We start from the raw sequence: 17,453 nt of genomic DNA on the forward strand, positions 1-17,453 counted from the left end.
AAAGTCGTGTTCGCTGTTCGATACCTGTCGTTGCTGCTGTCCTGCATGACCCTGCACGCTTTTGCGCGTGACTACCGCTACAGCGACGCACATCTGCACTACGTCGATTTTTTTCAGGAAAGTGCCGGCATGCAGAGCCTGTTCGCGGAGATGGACAAGGGACGCATCGATCACGTGATGATCTCGGGCATTCCGGTCGCGAAGAAATGGCACGAGAACGAGCCCAAGCGGCCGCGCTACTACGCCGGCGACGATGCCGGCGCCTACTGGTACAGCGCAACCGACACCCTGGTGGCGCGCGCGTTGCGGGATCTGCCCAGGGAACAGCAGCTGCGCTTGCATCCGTTTCTCAGCGGCTTCAACCCCGCAGACAAGAATGCCGATGCGCACATCAGACGCATGCTCGAGCTCGACCCGGGTCTTTGGCAAGGCATCGGCGAGGTCTTCACCCGGCATGACGATCTGACTGCGCTGACCTACGGCGACGTGCCGCGGGCCAACAACGAGGCGATGACGCGGGTCTACCACCTCGCCGCGGAATACGATCTGCCGGTGATGGTGCACAGCAACATCACCTCCAAACGCGAGCGCAATCCGCTGTATCTGGGCGAAGTCGAGGATGCGTTACGCAACCACCCGCACGTCCGCTTCATCTGGGCACATGCCGGTACCAGCATGGAAATCCACCGGCATCAGGAGCGCCTGGATTTTCTCCTCGAGACGCTGACGCGGATGCTCGAGGACTATCCGAATCTGTACATCGATCTTTCCTGGACGCTGCTCACGCCCTATCTGCTGGATGAAAAAGGCAAGCCGGAGCCTCGCTGGGTCGAGTTGGTGCAGAAGCATCCGACGCGTTTCGTGCTCGGCTCCGATGTGGTTGGCCGCTTCGACGGCCTGGGCGAGAAGCTGGAGGAGTTCGCCGTGTTTCTCGATGCCCTGCCGGCAGCTGTCGCCGGGAAGGTCGCCCGCGACAACTTCCTCGCCATCCTGCCGGCAGCGCGGCGCGCGGAACTGGCGGCCGAATAGCGCCTCGGCAGGCGCTGCGTCACACGATTGTCATCAGTCGGTCATAGGCTCGCGCGATCCAAACCGCGAGGAGCGCGCCATGAAAGCAATGTCCCTGATTCCCCTGGCCCTGTGCTGCAGCTGCCTGACCGCCTGGGCTGACGTGCAGGTCGAAGGGCCGGTCGAGTACGGTGTATTCGATGTGCAGATCAGCAATCCCCAGCCGGGTGAGCGGGTTCTGACTCGTGCCAATCAGCCGATTCGCAGTACCGAGGTGATTCCGGCACGGCTGGGTACCAAATTCGGGGTTCGTTACCAGCTGCGCGGCAAGAGCGAGAGCGAGACGCCTCTGACCCTGCTGTATTTCACACCCGGCCTGACCCTGCCGGACGGCCGTCGCCAGGACAAGATAGAAGTCACCCAGAAGCTGCTGCCTGGTGCGCCACAGGATGTGATGGCCTACGAATTCACCGAAGTGTACGAGGCGATTCCCGGCGAGTGGCGTTTCATGGTTTTTCAAGGCGAGCGCAAGCTGCTGGAGCAACGCTTCGAGGTGCGCTGAATTCTGACGTCAACCCTCAAGCTTGAGCGTTTGAAGCCGATCCAGTGGCACTAGCCATGATGTTGGCCTATGCCTGTGCATAGGTGAGCCTGCCACTGGAGAAACAAGATGTTCCGACAGATATCGATTGCGCTGCGCGCTGCCTTTGGTTTCGGCCTGATTGCCGCGCTGGTGTTCTTTCTCGGGATCTTTTCCCTGACCCGCATCGATGCCATGCAGAACGCCTCCCAGGACCTGAGTGGCAACTGGCTGCCGGGGGTTACCGCCGCCGCCGGTGTCAATGAAACCTTCCTGCGGCTGCGGGCCCTCACGCTACGGCTGATGCTCCATCGAACCGATGAGGCGCTGCGCAGCGGTACCGCCGCCGTCGAAGAGCTCAAGCGAGAGCTGGATCAGCGAGTCAAGGTGCTTGAAGGGACCTTGGTGAATGATACGGAACGGGCCGCGTTTCGCGAGTTCACCGGTTCGCTCAAGGAATACATGGGCTATCACGACCAGATCATGGAGTACTCGCGCCAGGACTACATCGACGAAGCCATCGACGTCACCAATGGCGAGCTCAATGGGCATGCCGCTGCAGCCACTCAGGCGCTGCTGCGGCTGAGCGAGCTGAATCAGGAAGGCGCCAAGAACGCGGCTATCAATGCCGATGAGGTTGCTGCAAGCGCGTTTCAGGGCGTCATCGTGGCGCTGGTGCTGGCGGCAGTCCTGACCATCGTCCTGGCGATGCTGCTGACCCGCAGCATCACCGGACCCTTGAATCAGGCTGTCGGGGTGGCTCAGGTCATCGCCTCCGGTGATCTGTCACAGGACTTGCGCATCGAGGGAGCAGACGAGCCGGCGCGCCTGCTGCAAGCCTTGGCGCAGATGCAGCGTAGCCTGCGCGACACCATCCAGGGCATCGCCGATTCCTCCAGTCAGCTGGCTTCGGCCTCCGAAGAGCTGCATGCGGTTACCGAAGACTCGACCCGCGGCCTGCATCAGCAGAATGCCGAAATCGAGCAGGCGGCGACGGCAGTGAACGAGATGACCAGCGCGGTCGAGGAGGTTGCCCGCAACGCGGTCAGTACCTCGGAGGCGTCGGCTGAGTCTGATCGGGTTGCCCAGCACGGCCGTGAAAAGGTCCGCCAGACGGTCGACTCGATCGGTCATCTGGCCGAGGACGTCACCGCCACGGCGGGAGAAGTCGAAGGGCTGGCAGGCAAGGTCCGCGATATCAGCCAGGTCCTTGATGTGATCAGGGCTATCGCCGAGCAGACCAATCTGCTGGCACTGAACGCAGCCATCGAAGCGGCGCGTGCCGGCGACGCCGGGCGCGGCTTTGCCGTGGTGGCCGATGAGGTGCGTGCGCTGGCACATCGGACCCAGCAATCCACTCAGGAAATCGAGCAGATGATCGGTGGCATCCAGCAGGGGGCAGTTCAGGCGGTGAACGCCATGCAGAGCAGCAATTCGCGGGCGAATTCGACGCTGGAGATCGCTCAGGCTGCCGGCAAGTCGCTGGATGAGATCGCCCTGGCGATCGCCTCCATCAACGAACGCAACCTGGTAATTGCCAGCGCCTCCGAGGAGCAGGCCCAGGTCGCTCGTGAAGTCGACCGCAACCTGGTCAACATCCGCGACCTCTCCCTGCAGACCTCTGCTGGGGCCAACCAGACCAGCGCGGCGAGCCAGGAGCTGTCGCGTCTGGCCATCGATCTGAATGCTCTGGTGACCCGCTTCAGACTTTGATGGCTTGCAGATTCTCTAAACGAAGAAGGCGCCCCGTGGGGCGCCTTCTTCGTTTAGAGCGGTGGCCCTACTTGCCTTGCCAGCGCTTGAGTACCAGGGTCGCGTTGGTGCCGCCGAAACCGAAGCTGTTGCTCATCACGGTATTCAGGGTCACGTTTTCCTTGGTCTGCTGCTGGATCGGCAGGTCGGCAATTTCCGGGTCAAGCTCGTCGATGTTGGCGGAGCCGGCAATGAAGTTGCCTTCCATCATCAGCATGCAGTAGATCGCCTCCTGCACGCCGGCAGCGCCCAGCGAGTGTCCGGAGAGACTCTTGGTCGAGCTGATGGCCGGCGCCTTGTCACCGAACACTTCACGTACCGCGCGCGATTCGGCAACGTCGCCGACCGGCGTCGAGGTGCCGTGGGTGTTCAGGTAGTCGATCGGTTCGCTGACGCCTTCCAGTGCCTGGCGCATGCAGCGCACGGCACCTTCGCCGCTGGGCGCGACCATGTCGTAGCCATCGGAGGTTGCGCCGTAGCCGACCACTTCGGCATAGATCTTCGCGCCGCGCTTGAGTGCATGCTCGAGCTCCTCGACCACCACCATGCCGCCGCCGCCGGCGATGACGAAACCGTCACGTTTGGCATCGTAGGCGCGCGAGGCTTTTTCCGGGGTGTCGTTGTAACTGCTGGAGAGGGCGCCCATGGCGTCGAACAGAATGCTCTGGCTCCAGTGCTCCTCCTCACCGCCGCCGGCGAAGACCATGTCCTGCTTGCCCATCTGGATCTGCTCGACCGCATTGCCGATACAGTGGGCACTGGTGGCGCAGGCAGAGGAGATCGAGTAGTTCACGCCCTTGATCTTGAACGGCGTGGCCAGGCAGGCGGAGACCGTACTGCCCATGGTGCGCGGCACGCGGTAGGGACCGACACGCTTGATGCCCTTTTCGCGCACGATGTCGATCGCTTCCATCTGGTTCAGTGTCGAGGCACCGCCGGAACCAGCGATCAGGCCTACGCGCGGGTCGGATATCTCTTCCAGGCTCAGGCCAGCGTCAGCGATTGCCTGCTGCATCGACAGGTAGGCAAAGGCGGCCGCATCGCCCATGAAGCGCAGGACCTTGCGGTCGATCAGTTCTTCGAGGTCGAGTTTGACCGAGCCGGATACATGACTGCGCATGCCCATTTCGGCGTAGGAAGGATTGAAGCGAATTCCGGAACGGCTGGCGCGCAGGTTCGCAGAGACGGTCTCTTTGTCTGTGCCCAGGCAGGAAACGATGCCCAGACCGGTGATCACGACGCGACGCATGGGATAAATCCTTTAGAAACTGTCGGTGGAGGTGAACAGGCCGACCCGCAGGCCTTCGGCACTGTAGATCTCGCGGCCATCGACACTGACGCTGCCATCGGCGATGGCCAGTACCAGCGAACGGTTGATGGTGCGCTTGATATGAATGTTGTAGGTGACCTTCTTGGCGGTTGGCAGCACCTGGCCGAAGAATTTCACTTCGCCCGAACCCAGGGCGCGGCCGCGGCCGGGATTGCCCTGCCAGCCGAGGTAGAAACCGACCAGCTGCCACATGGCATCCAGTCCCAGGCAGCCCGGCATGACCGGATCGCCTTCGAAGTGGCAGGCGAAGAACCAGAGGTCGGGAGTGATGTCGAGCTCGGCGACGATCTCGCCCTTGCCGTACTTGCCACCGGTGTCGCTGATGTGGGTGATGCGGTCGATCATCAGCATGTTCGGGGCGGGCAATTGCGCATTACCCGGGCCGAACAGTTCGCCGCGGCTGCAACGCAGCAAATCATCCCGGGTGAAGGCGTTCTGTTTGGTCATGCGAGCTCCTAAGGTTCCCGGTCCTGTGCCGGGCGAATCGTTTCGGCATGACACTCGTCGAGCGCCATTCCGGCAGGCTAGCCGTAGACTGTTGCGGCAAAGTGAAAGTCACAGCAACTGTGTACAGTCGTTCACTATTTTGCCGTCAGCTTAGACGCAAGGCAAAGCCTGATTCTTGACATCGGCCAAGCTTGAAGCAGTTTTTCAGTCTTGACCAGTCGTCGAAGCTTCCGTTGCCAGCCAGCGCTGCAGTACTCGCAGCAGGTCGGCACGTTTGAACGGCTTGGCCAGATAGTCGTTCATTCCCGCGTCGATACAGGCTTCGCGGTCACCCTGCAGGGCGTTGGCGGTGAGTGCAATGATGGGTAGCTGTTTCATTCCATTCAATTGGCGAATCCGCCGGGTAGCTTCGTAACCATCCATTTCCGGCAGGCGACAATCCATCAGGATCGCCGCGAAAGGCTGTCTTTGCGCCCAGTCGACCGCACTTGCGCCGTCGGTGGCCTGGATGACCCGGAAGCCAAGACTGCGCAGCATCGCTTCGATCACCGTCTGGTTGACCGGATTGTCCTCCACCAGCAGAACGGCCAGTCCGCTCCAGCGCTCGCTGGCGAGCAGCGCCTGTTCGTCGTTGCCGCTGTGGCGCGCTCGAAGGCCCAGCGGAATCTCCAGGGTGAACACCGATCCCTGGCTTTCCACGCTCTGCGCCTGCAGCACGCCACCCATGCGCTCCGCCAGCGTGCGGGCGATGGGCAGGCCGAGCCCGGTGCCGCCGTAGCGGCGGGAAATCGATGTGTCGGCCTGCTGGAAGGCATCGAACATGTGCTCTAGACGTCGAGGATCGATGCCGATGCCAGTGTCGTGGATGGCGCAGGTAAACCAGATCGTCTCGTCATCCAGCCGCTTCCAGCGGCTTTCCACGCGAATGCTGCCGTGCTCGGTGAACTTGAGCGCATTGCCCAGCAGGTTGAGCAGTATCTGACGGATCCGCGTCGGATCGCCCTGCAGCTCGAGTTTTTCCAGTCCGGATTGGGTGTCGATGCTCAGCTGCAGGCCTTTCTTCTCTGCCGTATGCAGGAATACCTGAGCGGAGCCCTGCAGCAGTTCCGCCAGATTGAACGGGATTTGCTCAAGCTCCAGCGCACCGCGTTCGATGCGGGAGAAGTCGAGGATGTCATTGATGACCTTGAGCAGGTGTTCTGTCGACTCGGTGGCCAGCGCCGAGTACTCCGCCTGCTCGCTGGTCAGCTCGGTGGTGTCGAGCAGTTGCAGCATGCCCAGAACCCCGTTCATGGGAGTGCGCAGTTCATGGCTCATCATCGCCAGGAAGTCGGATTTGGCCCGGTTTGCCTGCTCGGCCTCCTCGCGTGCGCGGGTCAGTTGCTCGATGGCCTGGCGCTGCTCCCGGCTAGCCTGATCGAGGCCGCGCGCCAGGTCGTTGATATGACGCGCCAAGTCGCCCAGTTCGCTGGGGTCCTCCGCAGGCAGGCTGGCCTGGTAGTCGCCGGCCTTGATTGCCTGAACTGCCTCGCCCATGGCGCTGATCGGCTGGGCCAGGCGATGCGCGAGCCGGCGCGCAAGAATGAAGGTCAGCAGCAAGGCGAACAGGGTGAGCAAGGCAGCCCGCAGCAATATCTGCTGCTGCCGACTGCTGAAGGCCTGGCTGGAGAGGCCAACCCGGACCCAGCCGATGCGCTCGCTGGGCTGGGCCTGTTCACTTGCCGCGGAGAGACCGAGGAAGTCCTCGTCCAGAGGGATGCGTTGCAGCATCACCGGGCTCTCGAAATACTCGAGCTGGTCGGCAGGGCCGCGGTCGAGGCCGACCAGCAGGCGATCCTCGCGATCACGGATCTCCAACGCCAGGACGTGCGGTGTCTTCAGGGTCGCGTTGGCCAGGCTTTCCAGCACCGCGACGTTGCCGCTGATCACGCCGTACTCGGCGGCAGGAGCCAATTGATCGGCGATCAGTTGGCCGGTCTGTTGCAACTCCTGTTGCAGGTCCTTGAGCCGTTCGAAGGTAAATAACGCAGTAAGCAGCAGGGTCAGCAGCAGGGCTGGCACGACGCTGATCAGCTGGGTGCGGGTATGGATATCCAGTCCGCGACGCCGGGTCATCGGGCTTCTCCTTCGGAGAGGTGGCGTGTCAGCGTCTCGTCGCTGGCCGGGGCTAGCCCTAGCGCGCGGGCAACCTGGCGGTTGCTGACAACCTTGAAGTGCATGGGATAGGCGGAAGCGGGCCACTCGGCGGGGGACTGGTCCAGCCAGGTGTCGAGTTCGGCGAGCCAGTCCTGCTGGTCGCTGTAAGTGCTGGCCAGGCTGCCGGCGCGAACGAAACTGGCGGTAGGGCCGAGCAGTGCGCGGTTCTGGGCATAGCTGGTCAGCAGCAGAGACTTGATTGTGTCGGCGTTGTACAGGCGCGGCGCATCGATGCCCAGTAACAGGTCGGTAGTTTCGAGCAGTGCCAGAAGTGGCTTGCGGCTACCGTCCGGGTTCCAGGGCTTGGCCTGCAACTCCAGCCCAAGCTCCTCTGCGGCGCGCCGGTACTCATCGACCAGAAAGGCACTCTGGCTGTCGAACAGCAGGCCGACGGACTTGCTGTTGGGTAGCAGCAGGCGCGCCAGGCGCAATTGCCGCTCCGGCGGAGGGTCACTCCATAGCAGCGTGACGCCGGCGGGAGGGCGTTCGCCGAGCAGTGCAGCGCCCTCGATTCGGCTGACGCGCATGACCAGAGTCGCTGGGGCGTCGTTTTGCTGCAGACGCCAGTCGAGTGTTTCCCGGTCCAGGATGATCAGGCGCGCGTCGGCAGCCGGACGGCTGACCTTGAGCTGTTTCAGCGACATGAAACTGACCTGGTCCTGGGGGCGCTTCTGAGCCAGATCCGCGGTGAAGCTGCGTACCGCCGGGGAGTCGACTGCGGCGCCGAGGATGATCTGTCCCGCCTGCGACGGCAGGCAGATCATCAGGCTGTATATGAGTAGGATCAGACGGCGCATCCATTCGCCTCGGGGTGGCGCAGCACTGGCTGCCAGGGAAGTGACGGTTCCGGTCGCCACCAGCCCGACTCAGAACTCCAGTTGGGCGCTGGCATAGACCACCCGACGATCATCATAGAGATTCTCACGCCAGGTCAGCGCTTCGTCATCCAGACGTTGCTGCAGCATCGCGGCCAGCTCCAGTTCTGTTTCACCGAAGCGGAATCGCTTGGCTAGGCGCAGGTCGACTCGTTCGAAACGCCGCTCGTTGAGCAGGTCTGCGCCATGATAGAACAGACTGGTGTTCCAGCCATGGCCCCAGTTGCGGATCCAGCCGGCGGAGCCGCTGTAACGCGCACTGAGTCGCCCGTGGCTCTTCTCGCTGGACTCGAAATCCTTCAGGTAGGCATAGGTCACGCGCAGCCGGTCGGAGTCGAGTATCTGCCAATCGATCTCGGTTTCTGCGCCGCGCATCCACATGCTGTTTTCGTTGCTGGGGGCAAAGTCGGTGATCTTCAGCGGTTCGCTGATCATCCGGTGGATCTCGTCGTTGAACAGCTTGATGTCGATGCGCAGGCCGAAATCGAACTGGCCGTTGTAGCCAATTTCCCGTGATCGCATGATCTCCTGTTCGAGGTTGCCCGGACCATTGGCGTAGGCGTAGTAGTCCGCGTAACTGCGCCCGTCGACCTGCGGCGAGACGTTCTCCAGGCGGTAGGTCCAGCGTACGTCATTCTCGAACATATCCGGCGAGCGTACCGCTTCGGAGTAGACGAAACGCAGGCCGTGGCGCGGAGTGATCAGGTAGTTGAGGGCAACGCGAGGCGTCAGCGAGGAGCCGGCTAACTTGTCGTCTTCGAACATGGCGCCGCCCTGCAGCACCCAGTGTTCACCCAGATACCACTCGAGGTGGCCGAACATCCTCCAGACATCATTCTCCAGGGCGCCGCCGAAGTAGGTCTCGGAGACGGTGCGGTCGCGGCGATAGCTCGCGCCGCTGAGCAGGCGCAGGTTGTCACTGAAGCTGAGGGTGTCCTGGATCTCGAGATCGAAACGGGTTTCATCGATGTTGTTGTTCAGGTCCCCGCACACTGGATTCAGGTAGGCGCCGCTGGGGTCTATCGAATAGTTGTAGATGGACACCGCCAGCGGATGCTGGGCGCCGAAGTAGGCTCCCCATCCTGGAATCAGCGCGCCGTTGCCGCGGCGTAGCAGCCGCGAGACGGTATCCAGTTTGTCCGGGTCCTCGCTGAACAGCTGGCGCACTTCGGGAGTGAATGACAGCGCCAGGTCGCAGGCTGACCACTCCTGCTTGCGCTGCCAGTGCTGCAGGCTGCTCTGTACCTGGACGCTGTGGTTCGGGTTGACGTCCAGCGCCCAGCGTACCGAGCCGGCATAGTCGCGTGCTTCCACGTCGCGGCTGTTGTCGATGACCGGCACTGCGCCGCTGATCAGGGCAATCTCGTTGGAGTAGACGCCGCGTTGGTTACTGCCTTCCTTGAGCGCCAGCTGCCACTCCAGGCTCTGGTTGAGATCCAGGGTGTGGCTGGCGCTGAGCTGCATGCGCGTGCTGCGGCGGCTGTCGCGATACTTGTAGTCCAGGTCGGTGTGGTCGAATCCGTTGTCCTCCTGGCCGGATACCGAGAGGCGAAAGTCGGCGTTCTCGCTGGCGAAGCCCTGCGACCCATACCAGTCGTCGATGCCGCGCTCGCCGCGGGTGTACTTGATCCGGGTGCCCAGGGTATCGCCGGGGCTTCGGGTGATGATGCTGATCACACCCATCAACGCATTGGCGCCATAGCTGACGGTGTTGGGGCCGCGGAAAACCTCGATCCGCTCGATATCTTCCAGTGCCACCGGCAGGTCGGACCAGTCCACCGTCGCCAGGCCGGGACGATAGACGGAGCGTCCGTCGATCAGCACCTGCAGCCTGCGGGCTTCGCTGACGCGACCGCCATGGTAGTTGACCGTGCTCTGATTGCCGCTGGTATAGCCGACCATCATGCCCGGCACCAGACGCATCAGTTCGGGTATGTCACGGGCACCACTGGCTTCGATGAGGCTTCGATCGATCACGCTGACACTGCCAGGGACGGCCGCGGGTGACTGCTTGAGGCGGGTGGCGGTAAGTACTTCGGGCAACTCCTCGCCGAGGAACAGGTCTTCAGCGTGCACGGTGCCTGCGAGGCCCGCGGAGCAGAGGAGTAGTGCGCAGGGCAGGTGGCGAGGGATCGGCACGGAAAGACTCTGGAATAACCGCAAGGTTCCGCATGTTAACCGAGCTGAGTCACTTTGCCAGTATCCCCATCCGGGGGAGGGGGATTTCGGGGCTGGTAGCCGCCGAACGGCTCCGTATAATGCGGCGTTCGCCATCTGGATGGCTCGCCACGGAACTCCCATGAAACAACAGCAACCCATCGCGGTATTGGGTGGCGGCAGCTTCGGTACCGCCATCGCCAATCTGCTCGCCGGCAACGGCCATCCGGTCCGTCACTGGATGCGCGACGCCGAGCAGGCAGAAACGATGCGCAGCGTGCGGGAGAATCCGCGCTACCTGAAGGGTGTGAAGATCCATGCCAACGTCGAACCGGTGACGGATCTTGCGGCAACGCTCGCTGACTGCCAGCTGATCTTCGTGGCTTTGCCATCCAGCGCTTTGCGTGCGGTACTGCAGCCTCAGGCCCAGGCGCTTGTCGGCAAGCTGCTGGTGAGTACTACCAAGGGGGTCGAGCCGGGCACTTTCAAGCTGATGAGCCAGATTCTGGAAGAGATTGCGCCGCAGGCGCGCATTGGGGTGCTCTCCGGTCCCAACCTTGCGCGCGAGGTCGCCGACCAGGCGCTTACCGCCAGCGTGGTTGCGAGTGAGGACGAGGCGCTTTGCCGCCAGGTGCAGGCGGTACTGCACGGGCGCACCTTTCGTGTCTATGCCAGTGCTGATCGTTTCGGCGTCGAGCTCGGCGGCGCGCTGAAGAATGTCTACGCGATCATTGCCGGGATGGCGGCGGCGCTGGGCATGGGCGAGAACACCAAGAGCATGCTGATCACCCGTGCGCTGGCGGAAATGACCCGTTTCGCCGTGAAGCTCGGTGCCAACCCGATGACCTTTCTGGGACTTGCCGGTGTCGGCGATCTGATCGTTACCTGTTCTTCGCCCAAGAGTCGTAACTATCAGGTCGGCTTCGCCCTGGGTGAGGGACTGAGCCTTGAGGATGCCATTGGTCGGCTGGGTGAAGTGGCCGAGGGAGTGAATACCTTAAAGGTGCTCAAGGCCCGCTCCGAGGAGCTGCAGGTCTACATGCCGCTGGTGACCGGGCTGCACGCAATCCTCTTTGAAGGCCGAACCCTGACCCAGGTGATCGAGCTGCTGATGCGTGCCGAACCGAAAACCGATGTCGACTTCATTTCCCCCAGCGGCTTCTGAGGCCGTCTGATTTGCGGAGGTAGCTATGCGCAACGATCCTGCCAGGCAGGCCGAACATGAGTCGCTGGTGCTGCGTTTGCTCTGGACCATCCTGTTTGTTCTCGGCTGGCAGCTGGCCGAGCTGCTGCTGATGCTGGTGGTGCTGATCCAGTTCATTCATCGGGTATTCAAGGGGGCGCTGCACCCTGGGCTGCTGGGTTTTGGCGACAGCCTCGCGCAATTCCTCGGTCAGGCTGCGCGTTACCTCACCTTCGCCAGCGACGACAAACCCTGGCCATTCGCGCCCTGGCCGGCATCCCGGGTCGCGCCGGATGATCTCGAGGACCGCGCGGCTTGAAGCTCTGGCTGCTGCGGCACGGTCAGGCCGAGGCGCTGGCAGCCTCCGACAGCCAGCGAGCGTTGACGGAGAGTGGTCGCGATGAAGTCAGGCGCAGCGCTATGCAGCTGCTGAATGATCCGCCGCAGGTCGTGCTGGTCAGCCCCTATCTGCGTGCGCAGCAGACGGCGGCCCTGGTGCTCGACGTGATTGGCTCTGTCGCGCAGCGCACGGTGCCCTGGCTGACACCCGACAGCGATCCGCGGCAGGTTCTGAACGAGCTGGACCGCTACGCCCAGTCGGGCATCCTGCTGGTTGCCCATCAGCCGCTGCTGGGGGACCTGGGCGGCCTGCTGGTGCATGGTCATCGCCAGCAACCATTGCCATTGCGCACGGCAAGCCTGGTCGAGCTGCAGGGCGAGCACGTGCTTGCCGGCGGGATGCAGCTTTTGGCCGTGCATTCGCCCTGATCACTGCGGGCCGTCGATATGCCCCGGTCGAGCCATTTCGTCCTCTCTTTTGCGTCTTTTGTCGCTTCTCGGTACATGTCCTGCGTGAAATAGTCGGTTCTGCGTGCAGCCGTTTCCGGCGGGCCGCCCATTCGACGATCACAACGACAACGAGGCAGCTCCATGGCCATCTGGCGTACCCAGCCTGACCTTGTCCGGCTCAATCAGCTGCAGCGCAACACCATCGGCGAGTTGCTGGATATCCGTTTCGAGGCCTTCGATGATGACTCTCTGAGCGCCAGCATGGTGGTGGACAGCCGTACACATCAGCCCTACGGCCTGTTGCATGGCGGTGCCTCTGTAGTGCTGGCGGAAAGTCTGGGGTCGATGGCCAGCCACCTGTGCATCGATGCAGAACGCTTCTATTGCGTCGGTCTGGAGGTCAACGCCAATCATCTGCGTGGCTTGCGCAGTGGCCGGGTGTGGGCCCAGGCCAGGGCGGTGCATCTGGGCCGCAGTACGCATGTCTGGGACATCCGCCTGCATGGCGACGATGGCAAGCCCAGCTGCATTTCCCGGTTGACGGTGGCGGTGGTCCCGCTCGGCGAAAACCCGCCGCGCTGAGCATCATCAGTCAATGGACGGCGGCGACATTCAGCGATTGCCATTCGATTGCTGCAGCTCGATGCCTGTCCGACAATTCAGGTCAGTCCAGAACGATAACCGCATGTCCCGATCGATCTTCTTCGCCCACGCCAACGGCTTCCCCTCCGCGACCTACGGCAAGCTGTTTGCCGCGATGGCGCCGGAGTTTGACGTCGACTTTCTCGAACAGCATGCCCATGACCCGCGCTTCCCGGTGGATGACAACTGGAACGCGCTGGTCGACGAACTGATCCACCATCTCGAGCAGCGGAGCGAGCCAGTCTGGGGCGTAGGTCATTCGCTGGGCGGTCTTCTGCATTACCACGCGGCGCTGCGCAGGCCAGAGTATTACCGCGGCGTGGTAATGCTCGACTCGCCGGTGCTGACCTTCGCGGACCAGCTGTTCATTCGCGCAGCCAAGCGCTTCGGCTTCATCGATCGGATCACCCCGGCCGGACGCACCCTGGGGCGGCGTGAAGTCTTTGGTGATGCGCAGGAAGCTTTCGAGTATTTCTCTGGCAAGACCTTGTTTCGCGGCTTCGATCCGGACTGCCTGCGCGCCTATGTCGAGCATGGACTGCGACCGGCCGCGCAGGGCCTTCAGCTGAGGTTCGATCCGGCCACAGAGATCAGCATCTATCGCAGCATTCCGCACACCAGCCCCGGCCGCCCGCAGCAGCTGCACGTGCCGCTGGCGGTGGTGCGAGGCCGAGCCAGCCGCGTTGTGCTGCCGCACCATGTGCGCCTGGTGCGGCGCGTGCCCAGGGGCGAGTACCTGACGGTCCCTGGCGGCCACATGTTTCCCCTGGAGCGTCCGCAGGACACCGCAAGCCTGCTGCGTCAGCTGTTCCAGCGCTGGCAGCAACATTCACCGGACAAGGAGGGCGCATGAGCGTCGCATTCGAGGAAGTTCGCCTGCGCCTGCCGCACATCGAGCTGTCGGCACATCTGTACGGACCAGAAGAGGGTCAGCCGGTGATCGCACTGCATGGCTGGCTGGACAACTCCATGAGCTTTTCCCGGCTGGCGCCGCATCTGCAGGGCGTGCGCATCGTGGCGCTGGATCAGGCCGGTCATGGCCATTCCGGGCATCGCCCGCCAGGCGCCGACTACAGTATCTGGGACTACACCCATGACGTGCTGCAGGTGGCGGAGCAGTTCGGCTGGAAGCGCTTCACGCTGCTCGGTCATTCGATGGGGGCCATTGTCTCGACCCTTCTGGCCGGCGCATTGCCGGAGCGAGTCGAGCGGCTGGCGCTGATTGACGGGCTGATTCCGTTCACCGGCGAGCCCGAGACCGCGCCGCAGAAGCTCGGTGAAGCGCTGGAAGCGCGCCTGGCGTTGCCGCGCAAACGCAAGCCGATCTATCGCAGGGTCGAGGACGCGGTTGCCGCGCGCATGAAAGGTGTCGGTGCGGTGACTCGGGAGGCAGCCGAGCTGCTCGCCCAGCGCGGCCTGATGCCGGTGCCGGGTGGCTACACCTGGCGCACCGACCCGCGACTGATGCTGCCCTCGGCCATGCGTCTGACCCAGGCCCATGCGTGGGCCTTCGTCGATCGCCTCAAATGCCCGGTGAGTCTGGTATTGGCCGAGCAGGGCATGCTGGTGCGTCAGCCCGAGTTCATGCGTCAGGTCGAGTCTCGGCCGATGACGCTGCATCGTCTGGCCGGCGGACATCATCTGCATCTGGATGACGAGCAGGGCGCGCAGGCGGTAGCAGACTGTTTCAATCCGTTCCTGCGTGGTGCTTGACTCGCGCCGGCCAACTGGTGAGGCTGGCGCGATTGTCAGAGGAGGGCTGGATGATCGATCTCTATACTGCCGCCACACCCAACGGCCACAAGGTTTCCATCGCGCTTGAAGAGCTGGGGCTGCCATACCGGGTGAATTGCCTGAGCTTCGAGCGCAAGGAGCAGAAGTCCGCGGACTACCTGCGGATCAACCCCAACGGTCGCATTCCGGCGATCGTTGATCACGACAATGACGATTTCACCGTGTTCGAGTCCGGTGCGATTCTGATCTATCTGGCGGAAAAAACCGGTCGGTTGTTGCCGCAGGATCCGCGGCAACGTTCGGTCGCCCTGCAGTGGCTGATGTTCCAGATGGGTGGTGTCGGGCCGATGCAGGGGCAGGCGAATGTCTTTCTGCGCTATTTCCCCGAGCGCATCGCTTCCGTCACCGAGCGTTATCAGAACGAAACCCGCCGCCTCTACGAGGTGCTCGACGGCCGACTGGCTAGCGTCGAGTACCTTGCCGGCGACTATGGCATTGCCGATATCGCGACCTTTCCCTGGGTAAGAGTGCATGACTGGGCCGGTGTGAGTCTGGATGGTCTGGAGCATCTGCAGCGCTGGATGCAGCAGATCGACGCGCGTCCGGCGGTGCAGCGTGGCTTGCAGGTTCCGCTGCGCGAGGGCGATGAGTCGCGTCTGGTCAGTACCGCTCAATCCATGCTGGTGCGCTGAATCATGCGTCTGATCGCGATTACCCTTCTGGGCTTTTTCAGCTCGCTGAGCCTGGCTGCGGATGTGGCCGGGAGCCGTGATCTGGAGCTGCTCGAGCGCTTTCCGCGCGCCCAGATAAGTGATTACCGGGTGGTCGAGGAGGTCGAGAGACTGTATCCGCTGGGTTCTGTGCGTCGCCTCAGCGGCCGGTTGCGCTATGAGCGTGAGCTCAATGTGGTCGGGCGGCAAACCTCGGTGACCTACGCGCTGCCGACGGGGCATTCGCATCTGGAAGCCTTTGCTCAGGCACGCGAAGCGCTGCGTGCCGATGGCGCCGCGCTGCTTTACTGGTGCGAAGGCCGTGAGTGTGGTTCAAGCGCACTCTGGGCCAATACCGTCTTCGCCAACGCACAGCTCAATGGCGGTGATGATCAGCAGGCCTACGCCCTGCTGCGTCTGAAAACCGATGCAGATGACCGTGTGCTGGCCCTGTACGCGGTCACCCGTGGCAACCGGCGGGCCTACCTGCTTGCCGAACAGCTGGAACTTAAAGATCCCCTCGACGAGCTGCTGCCGGTACCGGCAACCCTGTTGCGGCTGCTGCGTGCGGGTGAGGCATTGCCCCTGGGCTCTGCCGCGACGCCACCCCAGGACTGGGTCGAGTTGTTGGCACGAACGCTCAATCAGGACATCACCCTGCGTGTGCTGCTGCGCGGGCCCCAGGCATCAGTCTGGCGAGATGCACTGGCCGCGGCAGGTGTGCGGGCGGCACGGCTGGAGGCGGAAGACGCGCTCAGTGGCGAGCTGGTCCTGAGCAGAGTGCGCTGATTCGCAACTTCGCCGACGGCGGGCCAATTGCCAGCAGTCGGCGCTTGTGAGCGACCACCATTGCAGGCATCCTCTACTGCCTTTTTTTGCCGTGCCAGTGAGACCGCGCTGAGATTTTTCATTTCAGTCTCTCTGGCCAGTTGTCTTGCACGGAGTGCAGTGGATGTTCGAGAACGACCGGTTGCTGGTCCAGATCCTGTTGCTGGGTCTGCTGGGTGCCTGTCTCTGGGTTCTCGCGCCATTCTGGTCCGCCCTGTTCTGGGCCGCGGTACTGGCTTTTGCCAGCTGGCCGCTGATGCGTATCCTGACCCGCCTGCTCAACGGCCGCACGACGACTGCCGCCAGCCTGCTGACCGCAGGCTGGATGCTGCTGGTTGCGGTGCCGCTGGTGCTGCTGGGCTTCAACATTGCCGACCATATCCGTGACGTCAATCTGTTCATCCGCGAGGTGCAGGTGGACGGTCTGCCGTCCCCGCCGGAGTGGATGGTCGGCCTGCCGCTGGTGGGCGAGCGCCTGGCAAGCCTGTGGGCGCTGGTCGATCAGCAGGGTGCAGCCTTCTTCGCTTCGCTCAAGCCCTACGTGGGGCAGGTCGGCAACTGGCTGCTGGCGCGCAGCGCGCGCATCGGTGCCGGCATGCTCGAGCTGGCTCTGAGCCTGGTGCTGGTGTTCTTCTTCTATCGTGATGGTCCGCGTCTGGCAGCGCTGGTGCACCGTATGCTGCAGCGGCTGATCGGTGATCGCGCCGGACATTACCTCGAACTGGTTGCCGGCACCGTGCAGCGGGTGGTCAACGGGGTCATAGGTACGGCTGCAGCGCAGGGCCTGCTGGCGTTCATCGGTTTCCTGATTGCTGGCGTGCCGGGCGCTCTGGTGCTCGGCCTGCTGACCTTCATGCTCAGCCTGATTCCCATGGGGCCGCCGCTGGTCTGGGTGCCGGCGGTGATCTGGCTGGTGATCCAGGGCGACTACGGTTACGCGATTTTTCTCGGCGCCTGGGGCACTTTCGTCATCAGTGGCGTGGACAACGTGCTCAAGCCCTACCTGATCAGTCGCGGCGGCAACCTGCCGCTGGTCGTGGTGCTGCTCGGCGTGTTCGGCGGCATCCTGGCATTCGGATTCATGGGCTTGTTTCTTGGTCCGACCCTCTTGGCTGTTGCCTACAGCCTGCTCAACGACTGGGTCGCGTCCGACGTTGCGCCTTCACGCAGCGACGATTCCAACCCGCAAGGGCAGGGCTGAACCCGGCCGCGACAAACTCCT

Annotated in this window: 17 protein-coding genes; 12 read left to right on the forward strand and 5 right to left on the reverse strand. The window is 63.0% G+C overall.

Going from position 1 to position 17,453, the window contains the following annotated elements:
- Nucleotides 1-45: 45 nt before the first annotated feature.
- The 3 genes from DBO85_RS14900 to DBO85_RS14910 all read left to right on the forward strand — a co-directional run bounded on the left by DBO85_RS14900 (nt 46) and on the right by DBO85_RS14910 (nt 3,301).
- Nucleotides 46-1,029 (forward strand): amidohydrolase family protein, encoded by a 984-nt coding sequence (locus DBO85_RS14900; RefSeq protein ID WP_108108371.1) that lies wholly within the window; start codon nt 46-48, stop codon nt 1,027-1,029.
- Nucleotides 1,030-1,108: 79 nt separating this feature from the next.
- The gene (locus tag DBO85_RS14905; protein ID WP_108108047.1) at nt 1,109-1,570 is read left to right on the forward strand and encodes a DUF3859 domain-containing protein; all 462 of its coding nucleotides are present in this window, start codon (nt 1,109-1,111) and stop codon (nt 1,568-1,570) included.
- A 108-nt stretch (nt 1,571-1,678) separates the two neighbouring features.
- Nucleotides 1,679-3,301: a methyl-accepting chemotaxis protein gene (locus DBO85_RS14910; protein ID WP_108108048.1), complete on the forward strand. Its 1,623-nt coding sequence runs from the start codon at nt 1,679-1,681 to the stop codon at nt 3,299-3,301.
- A 67-nt stretch (nt 3,302-3,368) separates the two neighbouring features.
- Here the strand turns inward: DBO85_RS14910 and fabB are convergent, their stop codons facing one another.
- The 5 genes from fabB to DBO85_RS14935 all read right to left on the reverse strand — a co-directional run bounded on the left by fabB (nt 3,369) and on the right by DBO85_RS14935 (nt 10,327).
- Nucleotides 3,369-4,589, reverse strand: coding sequence for a beta-ketoacyl-ACP synthase I (gene fabB / locus DBO85_RS14915; protein WP_108108049.1), 1,221 nt, complete (start codon nt 4,587-4,589; stop codon nt 3,369-3,371).
- A 12-nt stretch (nt 4,590-4,601) separates the two neighbouring features.
- Complete coding sequence (gene fabA, locus DBO85_RS14920) at nt 4,602-5,117, reverse strand: 3-hydroxyacyl-[acyl-carrier-protein] dehydratase FabA (protein ID WP_108108050.1); 516 nt, start codon at nt 5,115-5,117, stop codon at nt 4,602-4,604.
- A gap of 204 nt (nt 5,118-5,321) precedes the next feature.
- A complete protein-coding gene (locus tag DBO85_RS14925; RefSeq protein WP_108108051.1) occupies nt 5,322-7,232 on the reverse strand; it encodes a response regulator in 1,911 nt (636 codons plus the stop codon).
- Nucleotides 7,229-8,110: an ABC transporter substrate-binding protein gene (locus DBO85_RS14930; protein ID WP_108108052.1), complete on the reverse strand. Its 882-nt coding sequence runs from the start codon at nt 8,108-8,110 to the stop codon at nt 7,229-7,231. The genes DBO85_RS14925 and DBO85_RS14930 overlap by 4 nt, the downstream gene beginning before the upstream one ends.
- Before the next feature lie 69 nt (nt 8,111-8,179).
- Nucleotides 8,180-10,327, reverse strand: a complete 2,148-nt coding sequence (locus tag DBO85_RS14935; RefSeq protein WP_407681473.1) for a TonB-dependent receptor plug domain-containing protein — start codon at nt 10,325-10,327, stop codon at nt 8,180-8,182.
- A 160-nt stretch (nt 10,328-10,487) separates the two neighbouring features.
- Between DBO85_RS14935 and DBO85_RS14940 the strand changes: the two genes are divergently transcribed.
- From DBO85_RS14940 to DBO85_RS14980, 9 genes are all read left to right on the forward strand, one after another.
- Entirely contained in the window at nt 10,488-11,510 is a 1,023-nt protein-coding gene (locus DBO85_RS14940; protein WP_108108054.1) for an NAD(P)H-dependent glycerol-3-phosphate dehydrogenase, read from the forward strand.
- Nucleotides 11,511-11,535: 25 nt separating this feature from the next.
- Nucleotides 11,536-11,847: a DUF4389 domain-containing protein gene (locus tag DBO85_RS14945; protein WP_108108055.1), complete on the forward strand. Its 312-nt coding sequence runs from the start codon at nt 11,536-11,538 to the stop codon at nt 11,845-11,847.
- Nucleotides 11,844-12,296, forward strand: coding sequence for a phosphohistidine phosphatase SixA (gene sixA / locus DBO85_RS14950; RefSeq protein ID WP_108108056.1), 453 nt, complete (start codon nt 11,844-11,846; stop codon nt 12,294-12,296). The genes DBO85_RS14945 and sixA overlap by 4 nt, the downstream gene beginning before the upstream one ends.
- Nucleotides 12,297-12,458: 162 nt before the next feature.
- Nucleotides 12,459-12,899 carry a hotdog fold thioesterase gene (locus DBO85_RS14955; RefSeq protein WP_108108057.1) on the forward strand — a complete coding sequence of 147 codons (441 nt, stop codon included), beginning with the start codon at nt 12,459-12,461 and terminating at the stop codon, nt 12,897-12,899.
- A 103-nt stretch (nt 12,900-13,002) separates the two neighbouring features.
- Nucleotides 13,003-13,812, forward strand: coding sequence for an alpha/beta fold hydrolase (locus tag DBO85_RS14960; RefSeq protein ID WP_108108058.1), 810 nt, complete (start codon nt 13,003-13,005; stop codon nt 13,810-13,812).
- Entirely contained in the window at nt 13,809-14,672 is an 864-nt protein-coding gene (locus tag DBO85_RS14965; protein ID WP_108108059.1) for an alpha/beta hydrolase, read from the forward strand. Before DBO85_RS14960 ends, DBO85_RS14965 begins: the two co-directional genes overlap by 4 nt.
- 50 nt (nt 14,673-14,722) lie before the next feature.
- Nucleotides 14,723-15,385 (forward strand): glutathione S-transferase family protein, encoded by a 663-nt coding sequence (locus DBO85_RS14970; RefSeq protein ID WP_108108060.1) that lies wholly within the window; start codon nt 14,723-14,725, stop codon nt 15,383-15,385.
- A gap of 3 nt (nt 15,386-15,388) precedes the next feature.
- The gene (locus DBO85_RS14975; RefSeq protein WP_108108061.1) at nt 15,389-16,192 is read left to right on the forward strand and encodes a DUF4892 domain-containing protein; all 804 of its coding nucleotides are present in this window, start codon (nt 15,389-15,391) and stop codon (nt 16,190-16,192) included.
- 163 nt (nt 16,193-16,355) lie between these two features.
- Entirely contained in the window at nt 16,356-17,432 is a 1,077-nt protein-coding gene (locus tag DBO85_RS14980) for an AI-2E family transporter (RefSeq protein ID WP_108108062.1), read from the forward strand.
- The last annotated feature ends 21 nt before the right edge of the window (nt 17,433-17,453 follow it).

The sequence above is a fragment of the Pseudomonas mangrovi genome (assembly GCF_003052585.1).
Lineage (GTDB): Bacteria > Pseudomonadota > Gammaproteobacteria > Pseudomonadales > Pseudomonadaceae > Aquipseudomonas > Aquipseudomonas mangrovi.